Source organism: uncultured Brachyspira sp. (assembly GCF_949287625.1).
Taxonomy (GTDB): domain Bacteria; phylum Spirochaetota; class Brachyspiria; order Brachyspirales; family Brachyspiraceae; genus Brachyspira.
Genome location: NZ_CASEGO010000001.1, coordinates 144,963 through 167,111, shown reverse-complemented (window position 1 = coordinate 167,111; position 22,149 = coordinate 144,963). Strand labels below are relative to the sequence as shown.

General features: G+C 29.2%; 22 protein-coding genes, 2 tRNA genes, 1 other RNA gene and 2 pseudogenes. 21 read left to right on the top strand and 6 right to left on the bottom strand.

The window, feature by feature from the left end; all coding sequences use genetic code 11:
• Positions 1-194: 194 nt before the first annotated feature.
• From Q1X91_RS00910 to Q1X91_RS00860, 11 genes and pseudogenes are all read left to right on the top strand, one after another.
• Entirely contained in the window at positions 195-1,145 is a 951-nt protein-coding gene (locus tag Q1X91_RS00910) for an aldo/keto reductase (protein ID WP_300752448.1), read from the top strand.
• Between the two features lie 65 nt (positions 1,146-1,210).
• Positions 1,211-1,789 carry a flavodoxin family protein gene (locus tag Q1X91_RS00905; protein WP_300752446.1) on the top strand — a complete coding sequence of 193 codons (579 nt, stop codon included), beginning with the start codon at positions 1,211-1,213 and terminating at the stop codon, positions 1,787-1,789.
• 273 nt (positions 1,790-2,062) lie between these two features.
• Positions 2,063-3,220 (top strand): MFS transporter, encoded by a 1,158-nt coding sequence (locus tag Q1X91_RS00900; RefSeq protein WP_300752444.1) that lies wholly within the window; start codon positions 2,063-2,065, stop codon positions 3,218-3,220.
• A 334-nt stretch (positions 3,221-3,554) separates the two neighbouring features.
• Positions 3,555-3,890: pseudogene (locus tag Q1X91_RS00895) on the top strand (thiol:disulfide interchange protein); the annotation flags it as partial.
• Positions 3,890-4,084, top strand: a complete 195-nt coding sequence (locus tag Q1X91_RS00890; RefSeq protein WP_300752442.1) for a hypothetical protein — start codon at positions 3,890-3,892, stop codon at positions 4,082-4,084. The pseudogene Q1X91_RS00895 and the gene Q1X91_RS00890, both read left to right, overlap by 1 nt.
• A gap of 95 nt (positions 4,085-4,179) precedes the next feature.
• A pseudogene (locus tag Q1X91_RS00885) lies at positions 4,180-4,362 on the top strand (hypothetical protein); the annotation flags it as partial.
• Between the two features lie 133 nt (positions 4,363-4,495).
• Positions 4,496-4,569, top strand: a tRNA-Arg gene (locus Q1X91_RS00880).
• Between the two features lie 17 nt (positions 4,570-4,586).
• A tRNA-Ser gene (locus tag Q1X91_RS00875) sits at positions 4,587-4,672 on the top strand.
• A gap of 34 nt (positions 4,673-4,706) precedes the next feature.
• Positions 4,707-4,801: signal recognition particle sRNA small type (gene ffs, locus Q1X91_RS00870), an RNA gene on the top strand.
• Between the two features lie 125 nt (positions 4,802-4,926).
• Positions 4,927-6,213, top strand: a complete 1,287-nt coding sequence (recA, locus tag Q1X91_RS00865; protein WP_300752440.1) for a recombinase RecA — start codon at positions 4,927-4,929, stop codon at positions 6,211-6,213.
• 168 nt (positions 6,214-6,381) lie between these two features.
• Positions 6,382-7,236, top strand: a complete 855-nt coding sequence (locus tag Q1X91_RS00860) for a toxin A (RefSeq protein WP_300752438.1) — start codon at positions 6,382-6,384, stop codon at positions 7,234-7,236.
• Here Q1X91_RS00860 and Q1X91_RS00855 read toward each other — a convergent pair.
• A complete protein-coding gene (locus Q1X91_RS00855) occupies positions 7,233-7,712 on the bottom strand; it encodes a CAP domain-containing protein (RefSeq protein ID WP_300752436.1) in 480 nt (159 codons plus the stop codon). The two genes, Q1X91_RS00860 and Q1X91_RS00855, sit on opposite strands and share 4 nt — an antisense overlap.
• Positions 7,713-8,765: 1,053 nt before the next feature.
• Here Q1X91_RS00855 and ilvB point away from each other — a divergent pair.
• From ilvB to pgeF, 10 genes are all read left to right on the top strand, one after another.
• Positions 8,766-10,439, top strand: a complete 1,674-nt coding sequence (gene ilvB, locus Q1X91_RS00850; protein ID WP_300752434.1) for a biosynthetic-type acetolactate synthase large subunit — start codon at positions 8,766-8,768, stop codon at positions 10,437-10,439.
• A 21-nt stretch (positions 10,440-10,460) separates the two neighbouring features.
• The gene (ilvN, locus tag Q1X91_RS00845; RefSeq protein ID WP_300752432.1) at positions 10,461-10,988 is read left to right on the top strand and encodes an acetolactate synthase small subunit; all 528 of its coding nucleotides are present in this window, start codon (positions 10,461-10,463) and stop codon (positions 10,986-10,988) included.
• 36 nt (positions 10,989-11,024) lie between these two features.
• Positions 11,025-12,020: a ketol-acid reductoisomerase gene (gene ilvC, locus Q1X91_RS00840; RefSeq protein WP_013114663.1), complete on the top strand. Its 996-nt coding sequence runs from the start codon at positions 11,025-11,027 to the stop codon at positions 12,018-12,020.
• Between the two features lie 82 nt (positions 12,021-12,102).
• Positions 12,103-13,599, top strand: coding sequence for a 2-isopropylmalate synthase (locus Q1X91_RS00835; RefSeq protein ID WP_300752426.1), 1,497 nt, complete (start codon positions 12,103-12,105; stop codon positions 13,597-13,599).
• A gap of 77 nt (positions 13,600-13,676) precedes the next feature.
• Positions 13,677-14,324, top strand: a complete 648-nt coding sequence (locus Q1X91_RS00830; RefSeq protein WP_300752423.1) for a tetratricopeptide repeat protein — start codon at positions 13,677-13,679, stop codon at positions 14,322-14,324.
• Between the two features lie 84 nt (positions 14,325-14,408).
• Positions 14,409-15,656, top strand: coding sequence for a 3-isopropylmalate dehydratase large subunit (gene leuC, locus Q1X91_RS00825; RefSeq protein WP_300752421.1), 1,248 nt, complete (start codon positions 14,409-14,411; stop codon positions 15,654-15,656).
• Between the two features lie 44 nt (positions 15,657-15,700).
• Positions 15,701-16,189, top strand: coding sequence for a 3-isopropylmalate dehydratase small subunit (gene leuD / locus Q1X91_RS00820; RefSeq protein ID WP_300752419.1), 489 nt, complete (start codon positions 15,701-15,703; stop codon positions 16,187-16,189).
• Positions 16,190-16,194: 5 nt separating this feature from the next.
• Positions 16,195-17,283, top strand: coding sequence for a 3-isopropylmalate dehydrogenase (gene leuB / locus Q1X91_RS00815; protein ID WP_300752418.1), 1,089 nt, complete (start codon positions 16,195-16,197; stop codon positions 17,281-17,283).
• Between the two features lie 143 nt (positions 17,284-17,426).
• A complete protein-coding gene (locus tag Q1X91_RS00810; protein WP_013114667.1) occupies positions 17,427-17,663 on the top strand; it encodes a hypothetical protein in 237 nt (78 codons plus the stop codon).
• Positions 17,656-18,366: a peptidoglycan editing factor PgeF gene (gene pgeF, locus Q1X91_RS00805; RefSeq protein WP_300752414.1), complete on the top strand. Its 711-nt coding sequence runs from the start codon at positions 17,656-17,658 to the stop codon at positions 18,364-18,366. The genes Q1X91_RS00810 and pgeF overlap by 8 nt, the downstream gene beginning before the upstream one ends.
• Before the next feature lie 230 nt (positions 18,367-18,596).
• Here the strand turns inward: pgeF and Q1X91_RS00800 are convergent, their stop codons facing one another.
• From Q1X91_RS00800 to Q1X91_RS00780, 5 genes are all read right to left on the bottom strand, one after another.
• Positions 18,597-19,094 (bottom strand): NAD(P)H-dependent oxidoreductase, encoded by a 498-nt coding sequence (locus Q1X91_RS00800; RefSeq protein ID WP_300752413.1) that lies wholly within the window; start codon positions 19,092-19,094, stop codon positions 18,597-18,599.
• Between the two features lie 22 nt (positions 19,095-19,116).
• Positions 19,117-19,785, bottom strand: a complete 669-nt coding sequence (locus tag Q1X91_RS00795) for a DUF4405 domain-containing protein (RefSeq protein ID WP_300752411.1) — start codon at positions 19,783-19,785, stop codon at positions 19,117-19,119.
• A 50-nt stretch (positions 19,786-19,835) separates the two neighbouring features.
• Positions 19,836-20,498: a flavodoxin gene (locus tag Q1X91_RS00790; RefSeq protein WP_300752409.1), complete on the bottom strand. Its 663-nt coding sequence runs from the start codon at positions 20,496-20,498 to the stop codon at positions 19,836-19,838.
• A gap of 89 nt (positions 20,499-20,587) precedes the next feature.
• Positions 20,588-21,421, bottom strand: a complete 834-nt coding sequence (locus Q1X91_RS00785; protein WP_300752406.1) for an SDR family oxidoreductase — start codon at positions 21,419-21,421, stop codon at positions 20,588-20,590.
• An 11-nt stretch (positions 21,422-21,432) separates the two neighbouring features.
• Positions 21,433-22,047, bottom strand: coding sequence for a flavodoxin (locus Q1X91_RS00780; RefSeq protein WP_300752403.1), 615 nt, complete (start codon positions 22,045-22,047; stop codon positions 21,433-21,435).
• Between the last annotated feature and the right edge of the window lie 102 nt (positions 22,048-22,149).

Genomic DNA, 22,149 nt, shown 5'->3' with positions numbered 1-22,149 from the left:
GCTGCTGTTATTTACAGCGGCTTTTTTATTTTAACTCTTTTCTTTTGTAATAAAAATATCAATAATTAATAAATATAATAATTTCACTTCCATACCTATTAAGCATAATTAAATATAACAATTAAATATTTGATATTATAAAAAAAATATTTATAATCCAAAATAATTTAATAACATATAAAGGAGTTCATTTTATGGAACTAAAAATGCCTAAAATAGCATTAGGAGCTTGGTCTTGGGGAGCAGGTTTTGCAGGCGGAGATCAAGTTTTTGGAAATAGTTTATTTGAAGAGGAATTAAAACCTGTATTTGATAGAGCAATGGCATTAGGGCTAAATTTATGGGATACCGCTGCAGTTTATGGAGAAGGTACATCAGAGCGTATATTGGGTAATTTTATTAAAACTTTATCAAATATAGATGATATCATAATCTCAACAAAATTTACTCCTCAAATAGCTGGAAAATCTGATAATCCTATTGAGAAAATGCTTGATGAAAGTAAAAAACGTCTTCATATTGACAAAATAGATATTTATTGGATTCATAACCCTTTAGACTTTAGAAAATGGATAAATTATATAATACCAATAGCTAAAGATAAACAAATTAAAAGTATTGGACTTTCAAATTTCAATATAGAACAAATCAAAGAGGCTGAAGATATACTTGAAAAAGAAGGATTAAAAATATCAGCTATTCAAAATCATTTTAGCCTATTAGATAGATTTTCTGAAAACTCTGGTATATTAAAATATTCTAAAGATAAAGGCATTACGTTTTTCTCTTATATGGTTTTAGAACAAGGAGCATTAACAGGAAAATATAATATTTCAAATCCATTCAAAAAAGATACTGCAAGAGATAAAGCTTACAATTCTCACTTAAAAGAATTAGAAGCATTAATTGAAGGCTTAAAAACTATTGGAAAAAAATATAATGCAAGCCCTGCACAAGTTAGCATTGCTTGGGCTATATCTAAAGGAACATTGCCAATTATCGGGGTTACAAAAGTACATCAAGTTGAAGAAGCAAAAGAGGCTCTAAATATTATCTTAAAAGAAGATGAAATTAAATATTTAGAAAAATTGGCAGATGATACTAATATACAAACGGTAAGAGATTGGGAAGAGAATATGAAATAGTTTTATAATAAATAAAAAATAATGTTTAAATATTAATTTTTATATATTAAAAGAGGTGTTAAAAAATGAAGGTATTAGCTATTAATGGAAGTGCGAGAAAAGATGGGAATACTGCTATTCTTGTAAACATAATATTTGAAGAGCTTAACAGAGAAGGAATTGAAACTGAAATGATACAATTAGCAAGACAAGTAATAGAGCCTTGTAAAGCATGCTGGGGTTGTGCTAAAAAAACTAATTGTGTGCATAAAAATGATAATTTTCAGGAATATTTTGAGAAGATGAAAAATGCTGATGGTATTATACTAGCATCTCCTGTTTACAGTGCAAATATTTCTTCTAATCTTCAGGCATTTTTAGAAAGGGCATCTGTTATTTCTGATATGCATAGAGATAAAAATTTATTTAAATATAAAGCTTGTGCTTCTGTTTGTGCTTCAAGGAGAGGCGGGGCTTTGAATGCTATTGATGCTATGAATCATTTTTTAATTATCCAAGATATGTTTTTAGCAGGATCAAGCTATTGGACTTTTGCTTTTGGTAAAGATATTGAAGATGTAAAAAATGATGAAGAAGGAATAAAAACTATAAAAAATCTTGGTAAAAATATGGCTTATTTAATGAAGGCTTTAGATAGAAGATAAAAAATATCATAGTATTATTCATATATTTTTATTTATTTTAAAATTTTATAATTAAAATAAATTTTTCATACAGGTATGCAGTACATAAAGTATATAAAAGAATCAGATATGCAAATATATAAATCAAAAAATTCATTTCTTCGCAAATTATAATTGTTTTATTATATTAATAATTTAAAAAAAATATATAAAATTCTAAAATATAGATTGACAGATAAAAAAATAAATATAGAATTTATAGCTAATTAATTAAAAAATAGGAGATTATTAAAAATGCCTTTTGCTATATTTATGCTTACTTTTTCGGCATTTGGTATTGGTACAAGTGAATATGTTATAATGGGGCTTCTTTCTGAAGTTGCCAGAGATTTAAATATAAGTATACCCAAAGCAGGAACTTTGGTTTCAATGTATGCTATGGGGGTTGTTGTTGGTGCTCCGCTGCTTGCAATATTAACGATGAAGCTTTCAAGAAAAATTACTTTAATTTTTTTGATGATTATGTTTATAGTTGGAAATATTTTATGTGCTGTAGCTCCAAATTATAATTTTTTAATGGCAGCCAGAGTGCTTGCAGCATTATGTCATGGTACTTTCTTTGGAATAGCCTCTGTTGTTGCTTCTGATATGGCTGGAGAAAATAAAAGATCTCAGGCTATTGCAATAGTATTTATGGGGGTAAGTTTAGCAAATATTTTGGGTGTTCCTATAGGCACTCATATAGGAGAACAGTTTGGCTGGAGGGCTACTTTTTATCTTGTTAGTGCAATAGGTGTACTTGCAATATTAGCATTAATTGTATCAATTCCTTCAAAATTACCTATGCCTAGCGGAGATGTTATCAGTGAGTTTAAGATATTAAGACATAGAAGAGTTTTTATACCTCTATTATTATCAGTATTAACATCAGCTAGTTTATTTACAATATTTACTTATATAGATCCTATACTTCAAAAAGTTACTATGGTTAATAAAGAAACTGTTATAAAAGTATTATTTTATATAGGAGCAGGACTTACTATAGGAACATTTTTAGGAGGAAAACTTGGAGATAAGAGTTTGATGAAATCTTTAATTTCAATAATGATTTTAATGATAATTATTCAAATTATAATGTTATATGTAAATACAAAACTTATACCTATGATAATAGATTTAATAGCTTGGAGTATAGGAGGATTTGCAATATGTCCTATGCTTCAGTCTTTAGTTGTAGAACAGGCTAAAGGGGCACCGAATTTGGCTTCTACATTTAATCAAAGTTCTTTTAATTTGGGAAATGCTATAGGGGCTAAATACGGAGGAATATTAATTTCATTTGGATTGCAGTATAAAGATTTGTCTATGTATGCTGCAATAATAATGATTATAGCGATAACTCTTACTCTATATTTTAGACATTATATTAAACATAAAATAAATAATAATTAGATATTCTGCTATTTTATAATTATAATGTTTTATATATTCTATAAATTATTATTATAGTTTTTAAATAATTTTTATTATGCAATATCATAATTATATTAATGATTTTTGATTTTGTTATACATTTGCTAAAGTTACAAAAAATACAAATAAAAAATTGTATATTGTATCAAATATATAAATGAAAATAATTTTTAAATAACTATAATATTTATTAATTTTTAATGAACTTTATCATAAAGATAGATATTAAAAAGTAATCATTTTTTTAACAAAATGCTAAAATAAATGTTATAATATACAAACAAAATATATGATAAAAAATGGGACAATAATAATGAATATAAATCAATTTAAAGTATTAAAGTACATCATAATTGTAATTTTTATTACTGCATATACTGCTTTGGCTCAGAATAATAATTTAATGAATTTGAATGCATTTGACATCTTGAATAAAAATGCAGAAATATCTTTTACATTAGTTACAAATAATAATAATCAATTAGCAGTAAAGGCAAATATACCAAATAATTATTATGCATATTTGGAATCAAGCATAGCAAATAAAATACTATTTTTTGCAGACAATAAACAAATTAATACGATATACCCTAAAGGTGAAAAATATTATGATGACATTATAATAAAAGGTGAGACTGAGTTTATTTTATGGAACTGAAAATGCCTAAAATACCATTAGGAGCTTGGTCTTGGGGAGCAGATTTTGCGGGGGGATATCAAATTTTTGGAAATAGATTATTTGAAGAGGAATTAAAATCTGTATTTGATAAAGCAATGGTATTAAGGCTAAATTTATGGTATACTGCTGCTGTTTATGGAGAGGGTATATCAGAGTGTATATAGAGTGTATATTAGGTAATTTTATTAAAACTTTATCAAATATAGATGATATCATAATATGAGCAAAATTTAATCATCAAATATATGGAAAATCTGATAACACTATTATGAAAAATGCTGTTATGACTTATGTTAAACTTACTTTTGACTATTCTTTTTATGTTCATGAAGATGTTGCACTTTTACTTGGAGCTTATGTTGGTACAGATTTCGGTATAGATTTACGAGGTGCTGAGTTAGTTATGGTAGACAGCAGAAATCTAGCTTCATTTGATTTTTGAGTTCAGTTGGGATTAAAATTCGGAGACGGATTATTTGATAATTGATAATAATATAATAAATTGATTATAAACTGAAATTAATATTTGCAAAAAAATATTAAATATGTTACAATTCTTAAACTAAAATATTTAAGTGCCTGTAGCTCAATTGGATAGAGCATCAGATTGCGGTTCTGAAGGTTGGAAGTTCAAATCTTCTCAGGCACGCTTAAATTAAATAATCAGGAGAGATGTCCGAGCTGGCTGAAGGAGCACGATTGGAAGTCGTGTGTACGTAACAGTACCGTGGGTTCGAATCCCACTCTCTCCGTATATATGTTTTTATTTATTTTATACATCTCTTATAACGGGGTTCTACGGCAGTTGATGATGAATCCGCCAGGTTCGGAAGGAAGCAACGGTAAGTCAACCCAACTGGGTGCTAGTCCTCCTGTTATAAGGGGCTTTTTTTATACACCAAAATATTTTTAATTTTTTCATTTTTTATCTGTAAATAACTTGACAAAAACAATGTATTTTTATACAATGTATTATTATATTGTTTTTTTAGGAGAATCTTTAAATATGGCTACTAAAAAGAAAGAAACTGCTGAAGTAAAAAAAGACGGTAAAAGCGAGGCTATTGAAGCTATTACCGATCAGATAAATAAAAAATACGGTCCGGGCTCTTTTATGAGACTTGGAAGTAATAAAACTGTCAATGTTGATGTTATATCTACTGGGGCATTAACTCTTGACCATGCTTTAGGTGTAGGAGGAGTTCCTCGAGGAAGAATTATAGAGATTTACGGTCATGAAGCATCAGGTAAAACAACACTCACTTTACACATCATAGCTGAAGCTCAGAAGGCTGGAGGATATGCTGCTTTTATAGATGCTGAACATGCTTTAGACCCTGTATATGCCAGTGCTTTGGGAGTAGATATTGATAATTTATATATATCTCAGCCAAACAGCGGAGAAGAGGCTTTAGAAATATTAGAAAAAGTTGTTTCTTCTACCGCTTTTGATATAGTTGTTGTGGACTCTGTTGCAGCACTTGTTTCTAAGGCAGAGCTTGCTGGTGATATAGGGGATGCACATATTGCTTTGCAGGCTAGACTTATGAGCCATGCTCTAAGAAAATTAACAGCTATAATAAGCAATACAAATACAGCAGTAATATTTATTAACCAATTAAGACAAAATATTGCTACTACAGGATACGGTGCAGGACCTACTGAAACTACTACAGGCGGTAAGGCTTTGAAATTCTATTCATCTGTAAGACTTGATATAAGAAGAACAGAATGGATTAAAAAAGGCGATGATACTATAGGTCATAAAGTAAAAATAAAAGTTGTTAAAAATAAATTATCATCTCCATTTAAAGTTGTTAATTTAGAGATAATATTCGGCAAAGGTATATCATCTGAAGGTCTTTTAATAGATTTAGCTATGGAAGCAAAAATTATCACTAGAAGCGGTGCTTGGTTCTACTATAACGGAGAACAGATTGCTCAGGGTAAAGAGAAGGTAAGAGAACTTTTAGCATCAGACCCTAAAATGCGTATGGAGCTTGAGATACAAATTAGAGAAACATTGAATATGGGCGGAGCTGATAAGGTAAAAGAAAAACTTGCTGAGTATTTAGAAGAACAGAAAAACGGAGGGGCTAAAGAAGTATCAAAAGAAAATAGTGATGATGAAGAAAGCAATGAAAGTTCTTCTTCAAAAAAGAAAAGTAAAAAATCAGAAGAGCAAGAAGAGGCTAATCTTTTGATGAGTGCTGAAGAGGCTTACTCTGATGATGAAACTTATAATGACAATGATTTTGAAGATACTATTGTAACGCCTTTGAAAAATCAATAATTTTTTGATGATATAAATTTATTAAGGGGACTTTTTAATAATGTCTCCTTTTTTTATGCTGTAATAATTATTGGTTATAATGTATGAATATATAAAAACCATATACATATTTTTATAAAATGTTATAATATAATGAATTATTATAATATTGATTATTTTTTTATTTAGATGAAGTTATTAAAATTTTTAATTATTTTTATATTATATGCATTAGTAATACTGAAGCCTCTTAATGCACAAACCAATATGCAGGCTGGTCTTTATATAGGTGCCGATTTAAATGCAAGGTTTAGTCCGTATTTAGACGGCGGCGGAAAGATTATGCTTTTTTATAGGTTTATATCCGATGTATTTCCTGGTTATATTTGGGAAGGTATAAAAACTGATGTTGGAATAAGCGATCATATCAGTGCTGAAATGAACAGACTTACATTATTTGTAAACAGTTCAATATCAGAATATTTTAATATAGATGTTAAAGTATCAATGCTTAATTATTATCTTTCATATGCCAAAAGAGGTTTTGTGAATTTTAATAGTCCAAGCGATGATTTCGGTACTAATTCAATAGCAAATGCCCAAAAAACTTCTAATATATCATTTGAAGCTGAGGCTACTCCTACATTTAAAGTGAGTTTTTTAAGATCCTTATTTGAAGGCAGAGGATTAACTCTTCAGGCAGGACTTACTTTTAAATATGCTTATAATAGATATGGAAAATATTATTTAGATTATGACTTGTTATTAATCAGAGATCAAAATGATATATCATATAAACTAGATGCTATGCTTCTTTTTGATTTAATGCCTCTTACTGTAGGTATTAATTATATGCTTGCTTATATGAATAATACTAAACAGTTATGGCATTCAATAGGAGCTTATGCTCATTTTCAGTATGAGTTCTTAAATAGAATATATACTGAAGTTAATGTGAAAATAGGGCAGTATATAGCACATCCTCAATTTCCAGCTACATTATACTTCGACATGAATGCCATGATTACATATAGGATAATTTAGATAAAAGAGTCGCTTAAAAAAAGCTGCACCCAATATTTGCTTCCATTATATTCATAAACACCAATACCTATTGTAGTATAATAATCAGCTAGAATATTATCTTTATGTCCTTGAGAGTTCATCCAAGCGTTCATAGCTGAAGATGCACTTTCACGCATAGCAACTATATTTTCGCCTCTGATATATGCTTTTGAATTAAATCCGTATTCATCAAGTACAGTATCAAAATCAGTTCCATCTGGTCTTACATGGTCATATTTCTCTACTATTTCTTGAGCTCTTTTGTTGGCAGCTTCACATAATTTTGTATCTAATTTATATGCTTCAAGTCCAGCCTTTGCTCTTTCTTGGTTTACCAAATCAAATACAGCTTGGGCATCTGAACTTACAGTATTGCTGCTAGGTGTGGTAGTATCATTTTTACATGAACTAAATAAGAATGCTGTTATAAGCATAATAAAAACATATTTTTTCATTTTTTATCCTTTGTTTTACTTTTATTAAAAATATAACAATCTTATTATGTTTTTGATAAAAAATATTTTTATGCTGCATAGGGGACAGATATATTGCATTTAAGTGTCCTTAATTTCTGATTAGCTTTCTATAAAGTTAATTCCATATTATAAAAGTCATAAAATTTTTTTGGTCGCAATGATGTGTATTTTAACTATTCCATACTATTAGTACCTTTGGAGTACTAAAGACTAACTAAGCAGAGGCAGGCTATAAACTTTTTAATATGCTTCTTATTACAAAATATATCTAATGTGTGTATCTATCAAATAAATGTTTTCTGTAACTAAATTCTGTACCCGTTATCTATCTGAATGCAATGAATGCGAAATATTCTATCATATGTTTAATAAAATCAATGGTACTTTATAGGGGGTATAATATAAATATTTAAATGATATTCTCGTAACTAAATCAACCGCTGCTATATGATAATAGCGTATTTCATCAAAAAGCATATTTAGAAAGTCCATCTATTTTTAGTTTACCTTATCTTATTTTCTATAGAATCTGCTTCTTAAAATTTCTTCTAATAATAAATTCTGATATTAAATTTTAAATCCTGCAGTATTTTTAGCTCTATTAATAATTAATACTATATTTTTTAGAAATACTTACTTTTTAAACTAAAAATAATATCTATGGCTCTTAAACAAAAAAAATTGTTTTTAAGTATTGCAATATTACTCAAAAATATTATAATATGTATCAAATATCGAAAGGAGAAAGAAGATGAACATGTCGCCTGCTTACAGTATGACCCATGATTCTGTTTTTATCAAACAAATCTCATCTGAAGTTAATTTTTATAATTCTAGTAAATCTATAAAAAATATTATTCTCAATATTCTCCTCTCTATTCTTGTCAATATCCTGTTATAATATAATCTAAAATCTGAAAAACATAATACAATTTTATTTAAGTTAACATTATTTTTACAATAAAGTTTCTATAAATAGAAATGTTAAGAATAAAATTTAAAAAGGCTATAAAATAATTTAAGGAGTTTGTTATGAAGTTGAATGGTTCAGAAATAATAATGGAAGTTTTAATAGAAGAAGGAGTAGACACTGTATTCGGATATCCGGGCGGTGCTGCATTATTTATATACGATGCTATCTATAAATATAGAGATAAAATAAAACATATAATGCCTGTAGATGAAACAGGAGCATGTCATGCTGCTGATGGTTATGCCAGAGCAAGCGGAAAGACTGGAGTTGTAATAGCTACAAGCGGACCAGGGGCAACTAATTTGGTAACGCCTTTAGCTACTGCTTATATGGATAGTGTGCCTTTGATTGCAATAACTGCAAATGTACCAGAAACTTTAATAGGTAAAGATTCATTTCAGGAAGTTTTTATTGCTGGTATAACAATGCCTATTACTAAGCATAATTTTGTTGTAAGAGATATAAATGAACTTGCCAACACTATAAGAAAAGCATTTGTAATAGCCAACAACGGAAGAAAGGGACCTGTTTTGATAGATATACCTAAAAATTTCACATTTGCAGAAACAGAGTTTACTAAAAGAGAAAAATTTTCTCCTAAACCAGTAGAGATAAGTGCAGAAGATGAAAAAACAATAGAAGAGGTTGCAAAATTAATAAATGAATCTAAAAGACCTATTATATACTTCGGAGGCGGGGCAAAAGATTCAAGCGATAAATTAAGAGAGTTTATGATTAATTCTAATATACCATCAGTACATACATTAATGGGGGCTGGTGTATTAGGATATAATGAAAAATTAAATATTGGACTTTTAGGAATGCATGGATCTGCTACTGCGAATAAAGTTATGAATGAAGCTGATTTGATACTTGCTGTAGGTACAAGGTTCAGTGACAGGGTTGCTTTAAATACTTCTAAATTTGGAGGAACTGCTAAAAAGATTCATATAGATATTGACAGAAGCGAGATTAATAAGAATGTTAATGTTGATTATAGTATAATTGGTGATTTGAATGATGTGTTAGACAGATTTAATAAATTAGTAAAAAGAGTAGATGATGATGAATGGGTAAAATATTTATCAGATTTAAGAGCCAAAGAGATGAAAGAGGATTCTGACAGAAATACCAATAAAGACGGAATTTATCCTAGCAAAGTTATGGATATAATAGGATATAAAACTAAAGATGAAGCTATATATGTTACAGATGTAGGTCAGCATCAAATGTGGGCGGTTCAGTATATAAGGCATACCAAGCCTAGAAGTTTTATAACAAGCGGAGGTTTGGGTACTATGGGATTCGGATATGGTGCTGCTTTAGGATGTCAGGTTGCTAAGCCAGATAGAAGAGTAATACATATAACAGGAGACGGATCTTTTTATATGAACTTAAATGAAGTAGCTACTGCTGTTGAATATGATCTTCCTATTATAACTATTATTCTTAATAACAGCACATTAGGTATGGTAAGACAATGGCAGACTATTTTTTATGATAAAAGATATTCAAGTACTGATATAAATAAAAAAATGGATTATGTAAAAGTTGCTGAAGGTTTTTGTGCCAAAGGTTTTCACTGTGAAACTATAAAAGAATTTGAAGAGGCTTTTGAAGAGGCATTAAAATGTAAATGCCCTGTTTGGATAGAATGTGTTATAGATAAAGATTTAAGAGTTTTGCCTATGATACCAGCTGGCGGAACTATAGATGATATCATAGTAGATTAAATAAATAGCAGGAGTAAAAAAATGGATAAGAAAGAAAGAAGAGTTTTAGTTTTATTTGTAGACAATAGTGCTGGGGTATTAAATAGAATAACTTTATTATTCAGTCAAAAGGGTTTTAATATAGAAACTATTACATGTTCTGTAACTTGTGTTCCTAGTATTTCAAGAATGACTATAGTAACAGAAGGTGATGATTCTCATATAAATCAAGTTATAAAACAAACTTCAAAACTAATTGAAGTTCATTCTGTACATTTAATAGATCATTCCAACAGTATAATAAGAGATTTGCTTTTGGTAAAAATAGAAATTAATGACAGCAGCAGACGTAAAGCCTGCGATATAACTAATTCATATAATGGGCTTATACTTGATATTGGAAATAAAAGCATTACAGTAGAAATAACAGCTCCTTCTTCTGTAATAGACGGATATTTAGAAGCATTAAAAGACTTTAATATTTTAGAGCTTTCAAGAACAGGGGTAACATCTATACAGCTTGGCGATGATGTTCCAAATATGAATATAATCAATAATTTTGAATATTAATAAACACAAAAAACAAGAAAAAAAGGAGAAATTAAAATGATAAAAAAATATTATGATGCTGATTGTAATCTAGGAGTACTAGACGGTAAAACTATAGCTATAATGGGATACGGCAGTCAGGGACATGCACATGCTCAGAACTTAAAAGACAGCGGTATGAATGTTATAGTAGGACTTAGAAAAGACAGTGCTAACTGCAAAAAAGCAGAAGAAGCAGGTTTTAAAGTAATGGAAGTAGAAGAAGCTGCTAAGCTTGCAGATATAGTTATGATGCTTGTGCCAGATGAAGTAGCTGCTGATATATATAACAGTCAGGTAGCTCCTCATATGAAAGAAGGAAATGTATTAATGTTTGCTCATGGATTTAATATTCATTTCCATTTTGTAATGCCTGCTGATAATATAGATGTTATTATGGTTGCTCCAAAAGGACCAGGACACACTGTAAGAAGTCAGTATTTAGAAGGAAGAGGTGTTCCTAGCTTGATAGCAGTTTATCAGGATAAAAGCGGAAGAGCAAAAGATTATGCTTTAGCTTATGCTTCGGGAATAGGTGCAGGACGTGCTGGTATATTAGAAACTACATTCAGAGAAGAAACAGAAACTGATTTATTCGGAGAACAAGCTGTATTATGCGGCGGTGTTACAGAATTGATGAAAGCTGGTTTTGATACTTTAGTAGAAGCTGGATATGAACCAGAAATGGCTTATTTTGAATGTATACATGAAATGAAATTAATCGTTGATTTAATATATTCCGGCGGTTTTGCCATGATGAGATATTCTATTTCAAATACTGCTGAATACGGCGATTACAGAACTGGAAGAAGAATGATAACTGAAGAGACTAGAAAAGAAATGAAAAAAGTATTAAGAGAAATACAAGACGGTACTTTTGCCAGCGAGTTTATTCAAGAGTTTAGTGCAGGACGCAAAGCTAAATTTAATGCTACTAAAAGATTAGAAAGAGAGCATAAATTAGAAAAAGTCGGTGCAGAATTAAGAAAAATGATGAGTTGGATTAAAAAATAATAATATATATTATAATAAATATTTTTTATAATCCAAAGCATCTTTAGTTATAAATGATGTTTTTATTATAAGGGTTTTAACAATGAGAAAGATTAAGATTTTTGATACTACTTTAAGAGATGGAGAACAATCTCCTGGTTGTACTATGAATTTAGAAGAAAAATTAGAAATGGCAGCCGAGCTTGATAAATTGGGCGTTGATGTTATAGAAGCTGGTTTTGCTATATGTTCTGATGATGACTTTAATGCCATAAAAGAAGTAAGTAAAGTTGTAGAAAATGCTAAGCTAGCTAGTTTGGCAAGATGCAATAAAAAAGATATAGACAGAGCTTATGAAGCACTTGCTGAGGCTAAACACCCAATGCTTCATACTTTTATAGCTACAAGCGATATACATTTAAAGCATAAATTAGAGATGACCAGAGAGCAGGTATTGGAAACAATAAAAGAATCTGTTTCTTATGCTAAAACAAAATTTGAGTTTATAGAGTTTTCTGCTGAAGATGCTTCAAGAAGTGATAAAGACTTTTTAGTTCAGGCATATTCTGCAGCTATAGAAAACGGAGCTACTACAATCAATGTTCCAGACACTGTAGGATATACTACTCCTTTAGAAATGGCTGAGCTTATTAAGTATGTAAAAGCTAATGTTAAGGGTATAGATAATGTTGATATATCCGTTCATTGTCATGACGATTTGGGACTTGGTACTGCTAATTCTTTATCGGCTGTTTTGGCTGGTGCTACTCAGGTAGAATGTACTATTAATGGTATAGGTGAGCGTGCGGGTAATACTAGTTTGGAAGAAGTTGTAATGGGTATTAAAACGAGAAAAGATTTTTATAATGCTTATACTGATATTAATACTAAAAGAATTTATAAGATTTCAAAATTATTATCTACAATTTCTGGTATGGTAGTTGCTCCTAATAAAGCGATAGTAGGTGCTAATGCTTTCGCTCATGAGGCAGGTATTCACCAACATGGAGTTTTGAAAGAACGTTCTACTTATGAGATTATGAATGTTGAAGATATAGGAATACCTCAAAATAAAATGGTATTGGGTAAGCATTCAGGAAAACATGCTTTTAAAGACAGAATAGAATCTTTAGGTTATGACATTGATGATAAGTCTTTGGAAGATGCATTTGTAAAATTTAAAAATCTAGCTGATAAAAAGAAAATAGTTACTGATTCAGATATAGAAGCATTATTGATAGGTAATAATGATTCAGAAAATCCTACTTATACATTGAATGGTTTTGTTGTTAATGATGGCAATTCAATATCTTCTTTGGCTACTGTATCAATTATGGATAGTCAGAATAATATCGTTGAGGGAATAGGAAAAGGAAATGGTCCTATCGATGCTGCATTCGGTGCTATAGACTCTATCACTTCTAATAAGGCTAAATTAGTTAATTATAGTATTAATGCTATTACAGAAGGCGAAGATGCTTTGGGAGAGGTTATTGTAAGATTGGCTTCTAATGATAAAACTGTTATAGGAAGAGCAGTAAGTACAGATATTATTGAAGCTAGTTTGAGAGCTTATGTTAATGGGTTAAACAAATTATAATTATATATTTTCCGCATAATTATTGTATACTCAATTTTTATGCGGAATTTTAATATTATCATATAAAGGGGGTATTTATGAGTATAGATGGTTTATTCGAAGAAAGTTTAGATGATTTAATAGAAAATACTAAAAAATTTCCTGATAAATCTGAAAGCTGGTCTCAATTAGCTAATTATTATTATTTAGAACTTGATGACTATGAAAAAGCTATAGAAAATTTTAATAAGGCTATAGAACTTGATTCTCATAATAGAGATAATTATATAACCTTAATAAATATTTATAAAATAGTAGAAGATCAAGATAATATTTTGAAAACTATAAAGAAGCTTATAGATATTGACCCTAATAATGAATATAATCATTTAATGCTTTTTGAATATTATGATAGTAGGAATGATTATGATAATGCTATAAAGGCAATTAATAAAGTTATAGAAGTAAGTCCTGAAGAATATAATTATTTAAAATTAGCTGCATATTATGATAAAATAGGAAAAATAGATGAGGCAATAGAAACTATAAATAAAATTATAGAATTGGGTATTGCTGTAAATGACGGAATTAATTACTTTATGCTTGGAAACTATTATAAAAAGAAAGGAGACAATGAAACTGCTAAAATAAATTTCAATAAAGCTATGGAATTAGATCCTAGTTATAAAGATTATTTAGAAAATCATAATCCTGATGAAGAAACCGAAGATGAATATATTGTTTAAAATTCGGTTTCATATTATAATAAAAATTTTAATATTTCAAAGTTCAAATTAGAAGAATTAAAAAAATAATTTAAGGATACGAATATGACTATTACCCAGAAAATTTTAGCAGCACATGCAGGTGTTGATAAGGTTGAAGCAGGCGAGCTTATTATGGTTAAAACTGATTTGGTTTTAGGAAATGATATAACAAGCCCTGTTGCAATTAATGAATTTGAAAAATATGGTTTTGATAAGGTTTTTGATAAAGAAAGAATAGCTTTGGTTATGGATCACTTTGCTCCTAATAAAGATATTAAAGCTGCAGAACAATGCAAACAATGCAGAGATTTTGCAAATAAATATGATATTACCAACTACTATGATGTAGGCGATATGGGAGTTGAGCATGCACTTTTACCAGAAAAAGGATTGGTTGCACCCGGTGAGGTTATAATAGGTGCTGATTCTCATACTTGTACTTATGGAGCTTTCGGGGCTTTTTCTACAGGTGTTGGAAGTACTGATATGGCTGCTGCTATGGCTACAGGTCAGGTTTGGTTTAAGGTGCCTTCTGCTATTAAATTTAATCTCAAAGGTAAATTAAAGCCTAATGTATCTGGTAAGGATGTTATACTTCATATTATAGGTATGATAGGTGTTGACGGGGCTTTATATAAATCTATGGAGTTTAGAGGAGAAGGCGTTTCATCTCTTACTATGGACGATAGAGCTTGTATTGCCAATATGGCTATTGAGGCAGGTGCTAAAAACGGAATATTTGAAGTAGATAATCAAACTATAGAATATTTAAAAGATATAGTAAAAAGAGATTATACTATTTTTAAAGCTGATGATGATGCAGTATATGAAAAAGAATATTATATTGATTTATCTTCAATAGAGCCTACAGTAGCATGTCCTCATTTACCAGAAAACACAAAAGATGCTAAAGAATTAAAAGATATAAAAGTTGATCAAGTGGTTATTGGTTCTTGTACTAATGGAAGATTGTCTGATATGGCTGCTGCTGCAAATATCTTAAAAGGAAAAAAAATAGCTAAAAATGTAAGATGCATAATTATACCAGCTACTCAGAAGGTTTATAAGGAATGCATCAAATTAGGCTATATGGATATATTTATTGATGCAGGCTGTGCAGTATCTACTCCTACATGCGGACCTTGTTTGGGCGGATATATGGGTATACTTGCCCATGATGAGGTTGCTGTTACTACAACTAATAGAAACTTTGTAGGAAGAATGGGAGATAAAACTTCTAAAGTATATTTAGCTAGTCCTGCCACTGCTGCATACAGTGCTTTGACTGGATATATAACAGAGCCTAAATAATGATTATAACAAATGATTATAATAAAATAGGAGAGATTAAGTAAATGAAAGCTAGAGGTTTCGTTCATAAATATGGAAATAATGTTGATACTGATGTTATTATTCCAGCAAGATATTTAAATACTGCAAATCATAAAGAGTTGGCAGCTCATTGTATGGAAGATATTGATAAAGATTTTGTGAGTAAGGTAAAGAAAGGCGATATAATGGTAGGAGGAGAGAATTTCGGATGCGGTTCATCAAGAGAACATGCTCCTATTGCCATTAAAGAATCTGGTATATCCTGCGTTATAGCTTCTTCTTTTGCAAGAATATTTTACAGAAACTCTATTAATATAGGGCTTGCAATACTTGAATGCGAAGAGGCAAGCAAAAAAATAGATAATGGAGATGAAGTTGAGGTTGATTTTGACAGCGGCATTATAACAAATATTACTAAAAATGAAAGCTATAAAGCAGAGCCTTTTCCAGAGTTTATTAAAAATATAATTAACTCTAACGGGCTTTTGAACTCTATAAAGAATAAGGGGTAATTATTATGGAAAAAAATATTGTTGTTATTAAAGGAGACGGAGTAGGTCCAGAGATAGTAGATAAGGCTATTGATGTATTAAATAAAATAGCTGAAAAATATTCGCATAAGTTTAATTTAGAATATATTGATATGGGAGGATGCTCTATTGATAAATACGGAGTTCCTCTTACTGATGAAAATTTAGAAAAATGTATTAAGTCTGATTCTGTTCTTTTAGGTTCTGTAGGAGATCCTAAATGGGATAAAGTAGCTCCAGAAAACAGACCAGAAAGAGGTTTATTAAAACTTCGTAAAGGTATGGGATTATATGCCAATATAAGACCTATAAAAATATTAAAATCTTTAGAATATGCTTCTCCTCTTAAAGAAAGTATATGTAAAGATGTTATTGATTTTGTTATTGTAAGAGAGCTTACAGGAGGCGTATATTTTGGTGAGCATAAATTTGAAGTAGTTAATGGAATAAGACAGGCAACGGATCTTATGGTTTATAAAGAAGATGAGATATTAAGAATAGGTAAAGTGGCTTTTGATTTGGCTAGGAGTCTTAAAAGACCTTTAACTTCTGTTGATAAAGCTAATGTACTTCATACTTCTAAATTATGGCGTGAAGTTATGAATAATTTGGCTAAAGAGTACAGCGATGTTAAATATAATGACATGTATGTTGATAATGCAGCTATGCAGATAGCTTCAAATCCTTCTCAATTCGGAATTATAGTAACAGAGAATATGTTTGGTGATATACTTTCCGATGAGGCTAGTGTTATAAGCGGTTCTATTGGTATGGCTCCTTCTGCTAGTCTTTCTGATGGAACAGTTGGTATGTATGAGCCTATTCATGGTTCTGCTCCTGATATAGCTGGTAAAGACTTAGTTAATCCTATAGGAACAATACTTTCTCTTGCTATGATGTTTAGATATTCTTTTAAAATGGAAAACGAGGCTGAAGATATAGAAAAAGCTGTTTATAAGGCTATAGATGAAGGATATAGAACAGCTGATATTATGCCTAAACATAATATGATGACTTATTTGTATAAGCAGGTAAGATGTTCTGAAATGGGAGATATTATAGTATCTAATATATAATAAGCCTATAAATATAAATTATTGCAGTAATTATGATTTTATTTTTAATTACTGCAATAATTATTATTCAATTATACTTGACAATCGTTTTATAATGTACATAATAGATAATATGATATTAAATAATTGAGGACTTTAGGGAAGTGGAATACAGTGATAAAGACATCATTTTAGAATTACAGGAAGATAATAAACTGCTTTCTTCTAAAATTGATATTTATAAAGAAGAGATAAATGAATTAAAACAAAAACTAGAGTATGCCCAAAAATTTTTTACTTTATATGAAAATATTATGGAACAATCAAGAAATGAAACTAAAGAATTAACTAATAGGGTAAAAGAATTGGAAGCTGAGATAAAAAGGCTTAAAAATGCCTGATATTTTTTATCCTTCAAAAAATGATAATATATATATAGCAGTGCTTGCCAAAGGTGCAAATATTAAAGCTAAAGATGTAACTGTCGAATATAGAAGAAAAAAAGAAGATGAGTTTTTTAAGTATATAAATCTTGATATAAACAAATCCATTTTTATGCATCAGGTTCATCAGGTAAATATAGAAAAGATAGATGAAAACAATATTAATAAGTTTGGCGGAAGAGAAAAACTTGTTGAAAATACTGATGCCTTAATAACAAATCTTAAGAATGTACCTTTAGTTGTACAGACTGCCGACTGTGCTCCTGTTATTATATACTGTAATAAAACAAAATCTATGGCTGCTGTTCATTCCAGCTGGAAAGGAACACGCGATAAGATAGTGCCTAAAACTATTGAATTAATGATAAAAGAATATAATGCTGAACCTAAAGAAATGTATGTTTATATTGCTCCTTATATAGCTTTAAAGAATTATGAAGTTGGAGAAGAAGTTGCTGTACATTTTAATAATAAAACTATGATTAACAGTAGATGGCATTTTGATAATGGTCTTGAAATAAGAGATCAGATGATTAATTTAGGCGTTTTAAAAGACAATATAGAAATTTCTTCGCTCAATACTTATGATAAAGAGTTTTATTCTTATAGGCGTGATGGTGTACAGGTGGGGAGAATGCTTACTGTAGGAGTTATACTTTAGTTTTTTTATAAAAATATTATATATCTAAACAATTATATTTGTCAATTTTTATATTTTATAAACGTATAGTGAATTTTTTTATATGGATTTGTCTAAAATTTATGCCATACCCAACAGTGTAGATATAGTTAATTGAGTAGCGTTTGCCTAAGTACACAAAGTTGTACTCTGTGCACTTAGTATGTAACTATAAATAATAAAATTAATTATGAAATAGGTATATATTAATTTTATCTTAAATACTTATGATATTCATTTACATCTACATTATCAGCATTAGCCTGATATATACATAATGGATTTTCTACTCTTAAGCCTAAATATTTAAAACTTGTCGTTATAGGAGATAGTATAGTGTTAATACCAAACTCCAAAGAATCATAAAAAGATTTTTCTCCGCCTGCTGTAGTAATTATTTGAAAAGTTTTACCTTCTAAACATTTGCTTTCGCTTCCATAAAGTATATCAGTTAAAACAGTATCCTCCCATTCTTTTAATAGGCTCGGAGTACTGAACCAAAATAATGGAAATTGAAATACTATTTTTTCATGTTCTTTTAATAAAGATATTTCTGATTTCACATTGTCTTTACTTATTTTATTATCTTTATATGTTTCATTTAAATTATGAATTGTGATATCTTTAAAATCTTTTATTGATTCTAATAATTTACGATTAACTTTTGAGTTATTCCAATAGGTATGTGAAAAAATTATAAGTGTTTTCATTTTATTTTTCTCCTTTGACATATTAATTTTTTATTTTTTTAATATTATTATTTTTTCTCATTTTTGGTAAATAGTAGCTTATAAATATAAATAAACCCATTATAGATAAATAGTCCATAAAGAAAAGTATTACAGGCTCTTCATAATTAAAAAAAGCAAACTCTACAAGCAAAAACATTTTATTATATAATTCTCTTTTTATAAATGAAATAATACCATATACAGCAATTAATGAAGCTATTATTAATGCTGTTTGTTTTTTTATATTAATAAACTTCTTACTCATATTGATAAACATACCCCAATGCATTCCCAAATGTGCCGACATAAATATAAATCCCCAAGAGCTTGAAATCATATGAATGCGTCTTGTAAACATTCCGCTGTTATGAATATTCAAAAATCCTAACACCCTTTGAGAAAATAGTATTCCGCTTATCATTAATCCTATCATACATAAAAAAAGCATAGTATTAATGAATGTATTTAAAACCCTATTAAAACTATATTTTCCTTTGGGCAAGTTTTTATACCAATTAAAATTAAGTATATGATGAAGTATAAAAAATATAAAAAGAAGAAAACCCAAATATTCATGTATGGCATCTCCAGTGAAATGATATGCCATCAAAATAAAAAATAGTAAAGTCATTATTATGTCTACGATTATTTTTATTATTTTTTTAGTCATTATATATTTTTACTCCTTTTATATTATTCTAATTATATTCATCATAATTTTTAATAATCCAACTTTCTAAGCCAATCTACAACTTTATTTTTTGATGTTTTTACCTCTGGTCTGTATATTCCTATAGGCTCTAATACTTTGCAGTCAGCTGGCAGTAAATTTTTTAAATCTCTTATAGTTCTTGAGAGTCCTCCTGTTCCATGCGTACAAAATGGTATTATAGTTTTTCCAGATAAATCATAACTTTCAACGAATGTAAAAACAGCCATAGGGCAAGTATACCACCAATTAGGAAAGCCCAAAAATATAACATCATAATCATCTATATTACTAATTTTTTCAGTAAGTCTTGGTCTTTCATTATTATCCCTTTCTTTTCTAGCTTGATTAAGACATTCATCATAATTGCTTGAATATTTATTTTGTGTTTTTATGCTGAATAAATTTCCTCCTGTTTCTTCTTGTATCCAGCCTGCAATTAATGCAGCATTGCCGATAGGAAGCACGCTTGCAGAAGTTTCAGCATCTGGGTCTATAGATGAAGGGTTTTCCACTACAGTATTATCTGCCCAAGTAAAATATGCTATTAATATTTTTGAATTGCTTTGAGTATAATTAATATTAACATAATTATTTGTATTTTCTTTATTATTAGAAGTATTATTACTGCAGGATATTATAATTAATAAAAGTAAAAATATTAAATTTTTCATATAACCTCCTATTATTTTTTAATGATCTGCCTATTATTTTTAATCATAATAGGCGTATGCCAAAAAAAATTATTAATGAGCTTAAAATATTATTTATTATCTGATAATTCTCCATACCACCAAGAAGCTGTTACACCTCCGTCCATAAGAAAATCACTTCCAGAAATAAAAGAACCTTTATCACTCATTAAAAGCTCAGCCGCATTTGCTACATCATCTGGTGTTCCTGCTCTTTTTGAAGGGCAGAGTTCAAGCATTTTTCTGTATATTTCACCTCTTGGTCCGTTTAATTCATCATTGGCTAAAGGTGTAATTATTATACCGGGGCTTATTGAATTTAATCTTGCTCCTCTTTTACCCCAATTTCCAGATTCATACATTACTCTTAAGCAATTGCATCTTTTTGATAATTGATATGCCTTTAAAGTATCTGTTGCTTTATCAAGTATAGGCAAAGATAATAACTTTTCAGTAGGAGTAGTTGCGAGTATTTTATTTTCTTCATCTGTCAAAGAACCTAAACGGTAACCAGATTGCGAAGATATTGTTACGCCGCTTCCTCCTTCTTCTATCACTTTTCCAAACTCTTCAAGAAGTACAGCTGTTCCGTATAAATCAACTTTCAAAATATCTTCAATAGATGCTTGAGACGGCGAAACTCCTGCAGCATTAACAAAATATTTTATTTTTCCAAAACTTTTTGCAAAATCAATAAGTTTTAATATAGATTCTCTTGAAGAAATATCTGTTTCATATACAGAAGTTTGAAATCCTGCATTATATAATATTTGAGATTCTCTTTCAGCATTTTTTATATTTAAATCTGCAAGTACTATGTGCTTTCCTATTCCCATTCTTCTGGCTATTGCAATTCCTATAGAACCAGAACCTGTTAAAACAAATACATCTTTTTTATTGTTCATTTTTATTCTCCTTAATTATTTATCTTTAAATTTCTTATCCAAGATTTTATTCTGCTTTCCTCTGATTGTATATTAGAAGAGTTTAATGCCAAGCCATCTAATATATTGGCATTTTTTATCATGTTTCTAATAGTATTATATGATCTTCCAGCACCGTATCCATCATGAGTACAAAATGGGACTATAGTTTTTGATGATAAATTATAATCTCTTATAAATGAACGCACTGCCATTGGTACATCATTAGCCCATACAGGATATCCTATAAAAATAGTATCATATTTGTTTATATCAATATTTAACGGCTTTATTTTTGGAAAATAATTGTTACGCATCTCTTCATGATTTTTATCCACTAAATCATCAAAGTTATCGGTGTATTTATCAACTGTTTCTATTAATCTTGTATCAGCATTTAATTCATTTTTTATTATATTAGCAGCATATTCTGTAGTACCCACTCTGTTATTATTTGCTACAATGCTTGCTGAAGTTGAGGCGTCTATATTATCTTTAAATAAAGTGTTTCCTACTCTTGAAAAATAAACAATCAGAATTTTTGAATTCTGTGTATACCCTATGTATGTAAACACTAGATAAAGCATTATAATCATGTATTTTTTCATGTACACTCCTTTTATAATAAAATTGATTTCTATATTTTATAAATGTATTGTCAAATTTGCTGACAAAGGCATGTCTAGTCCCAACAAATAAATATAAAATAT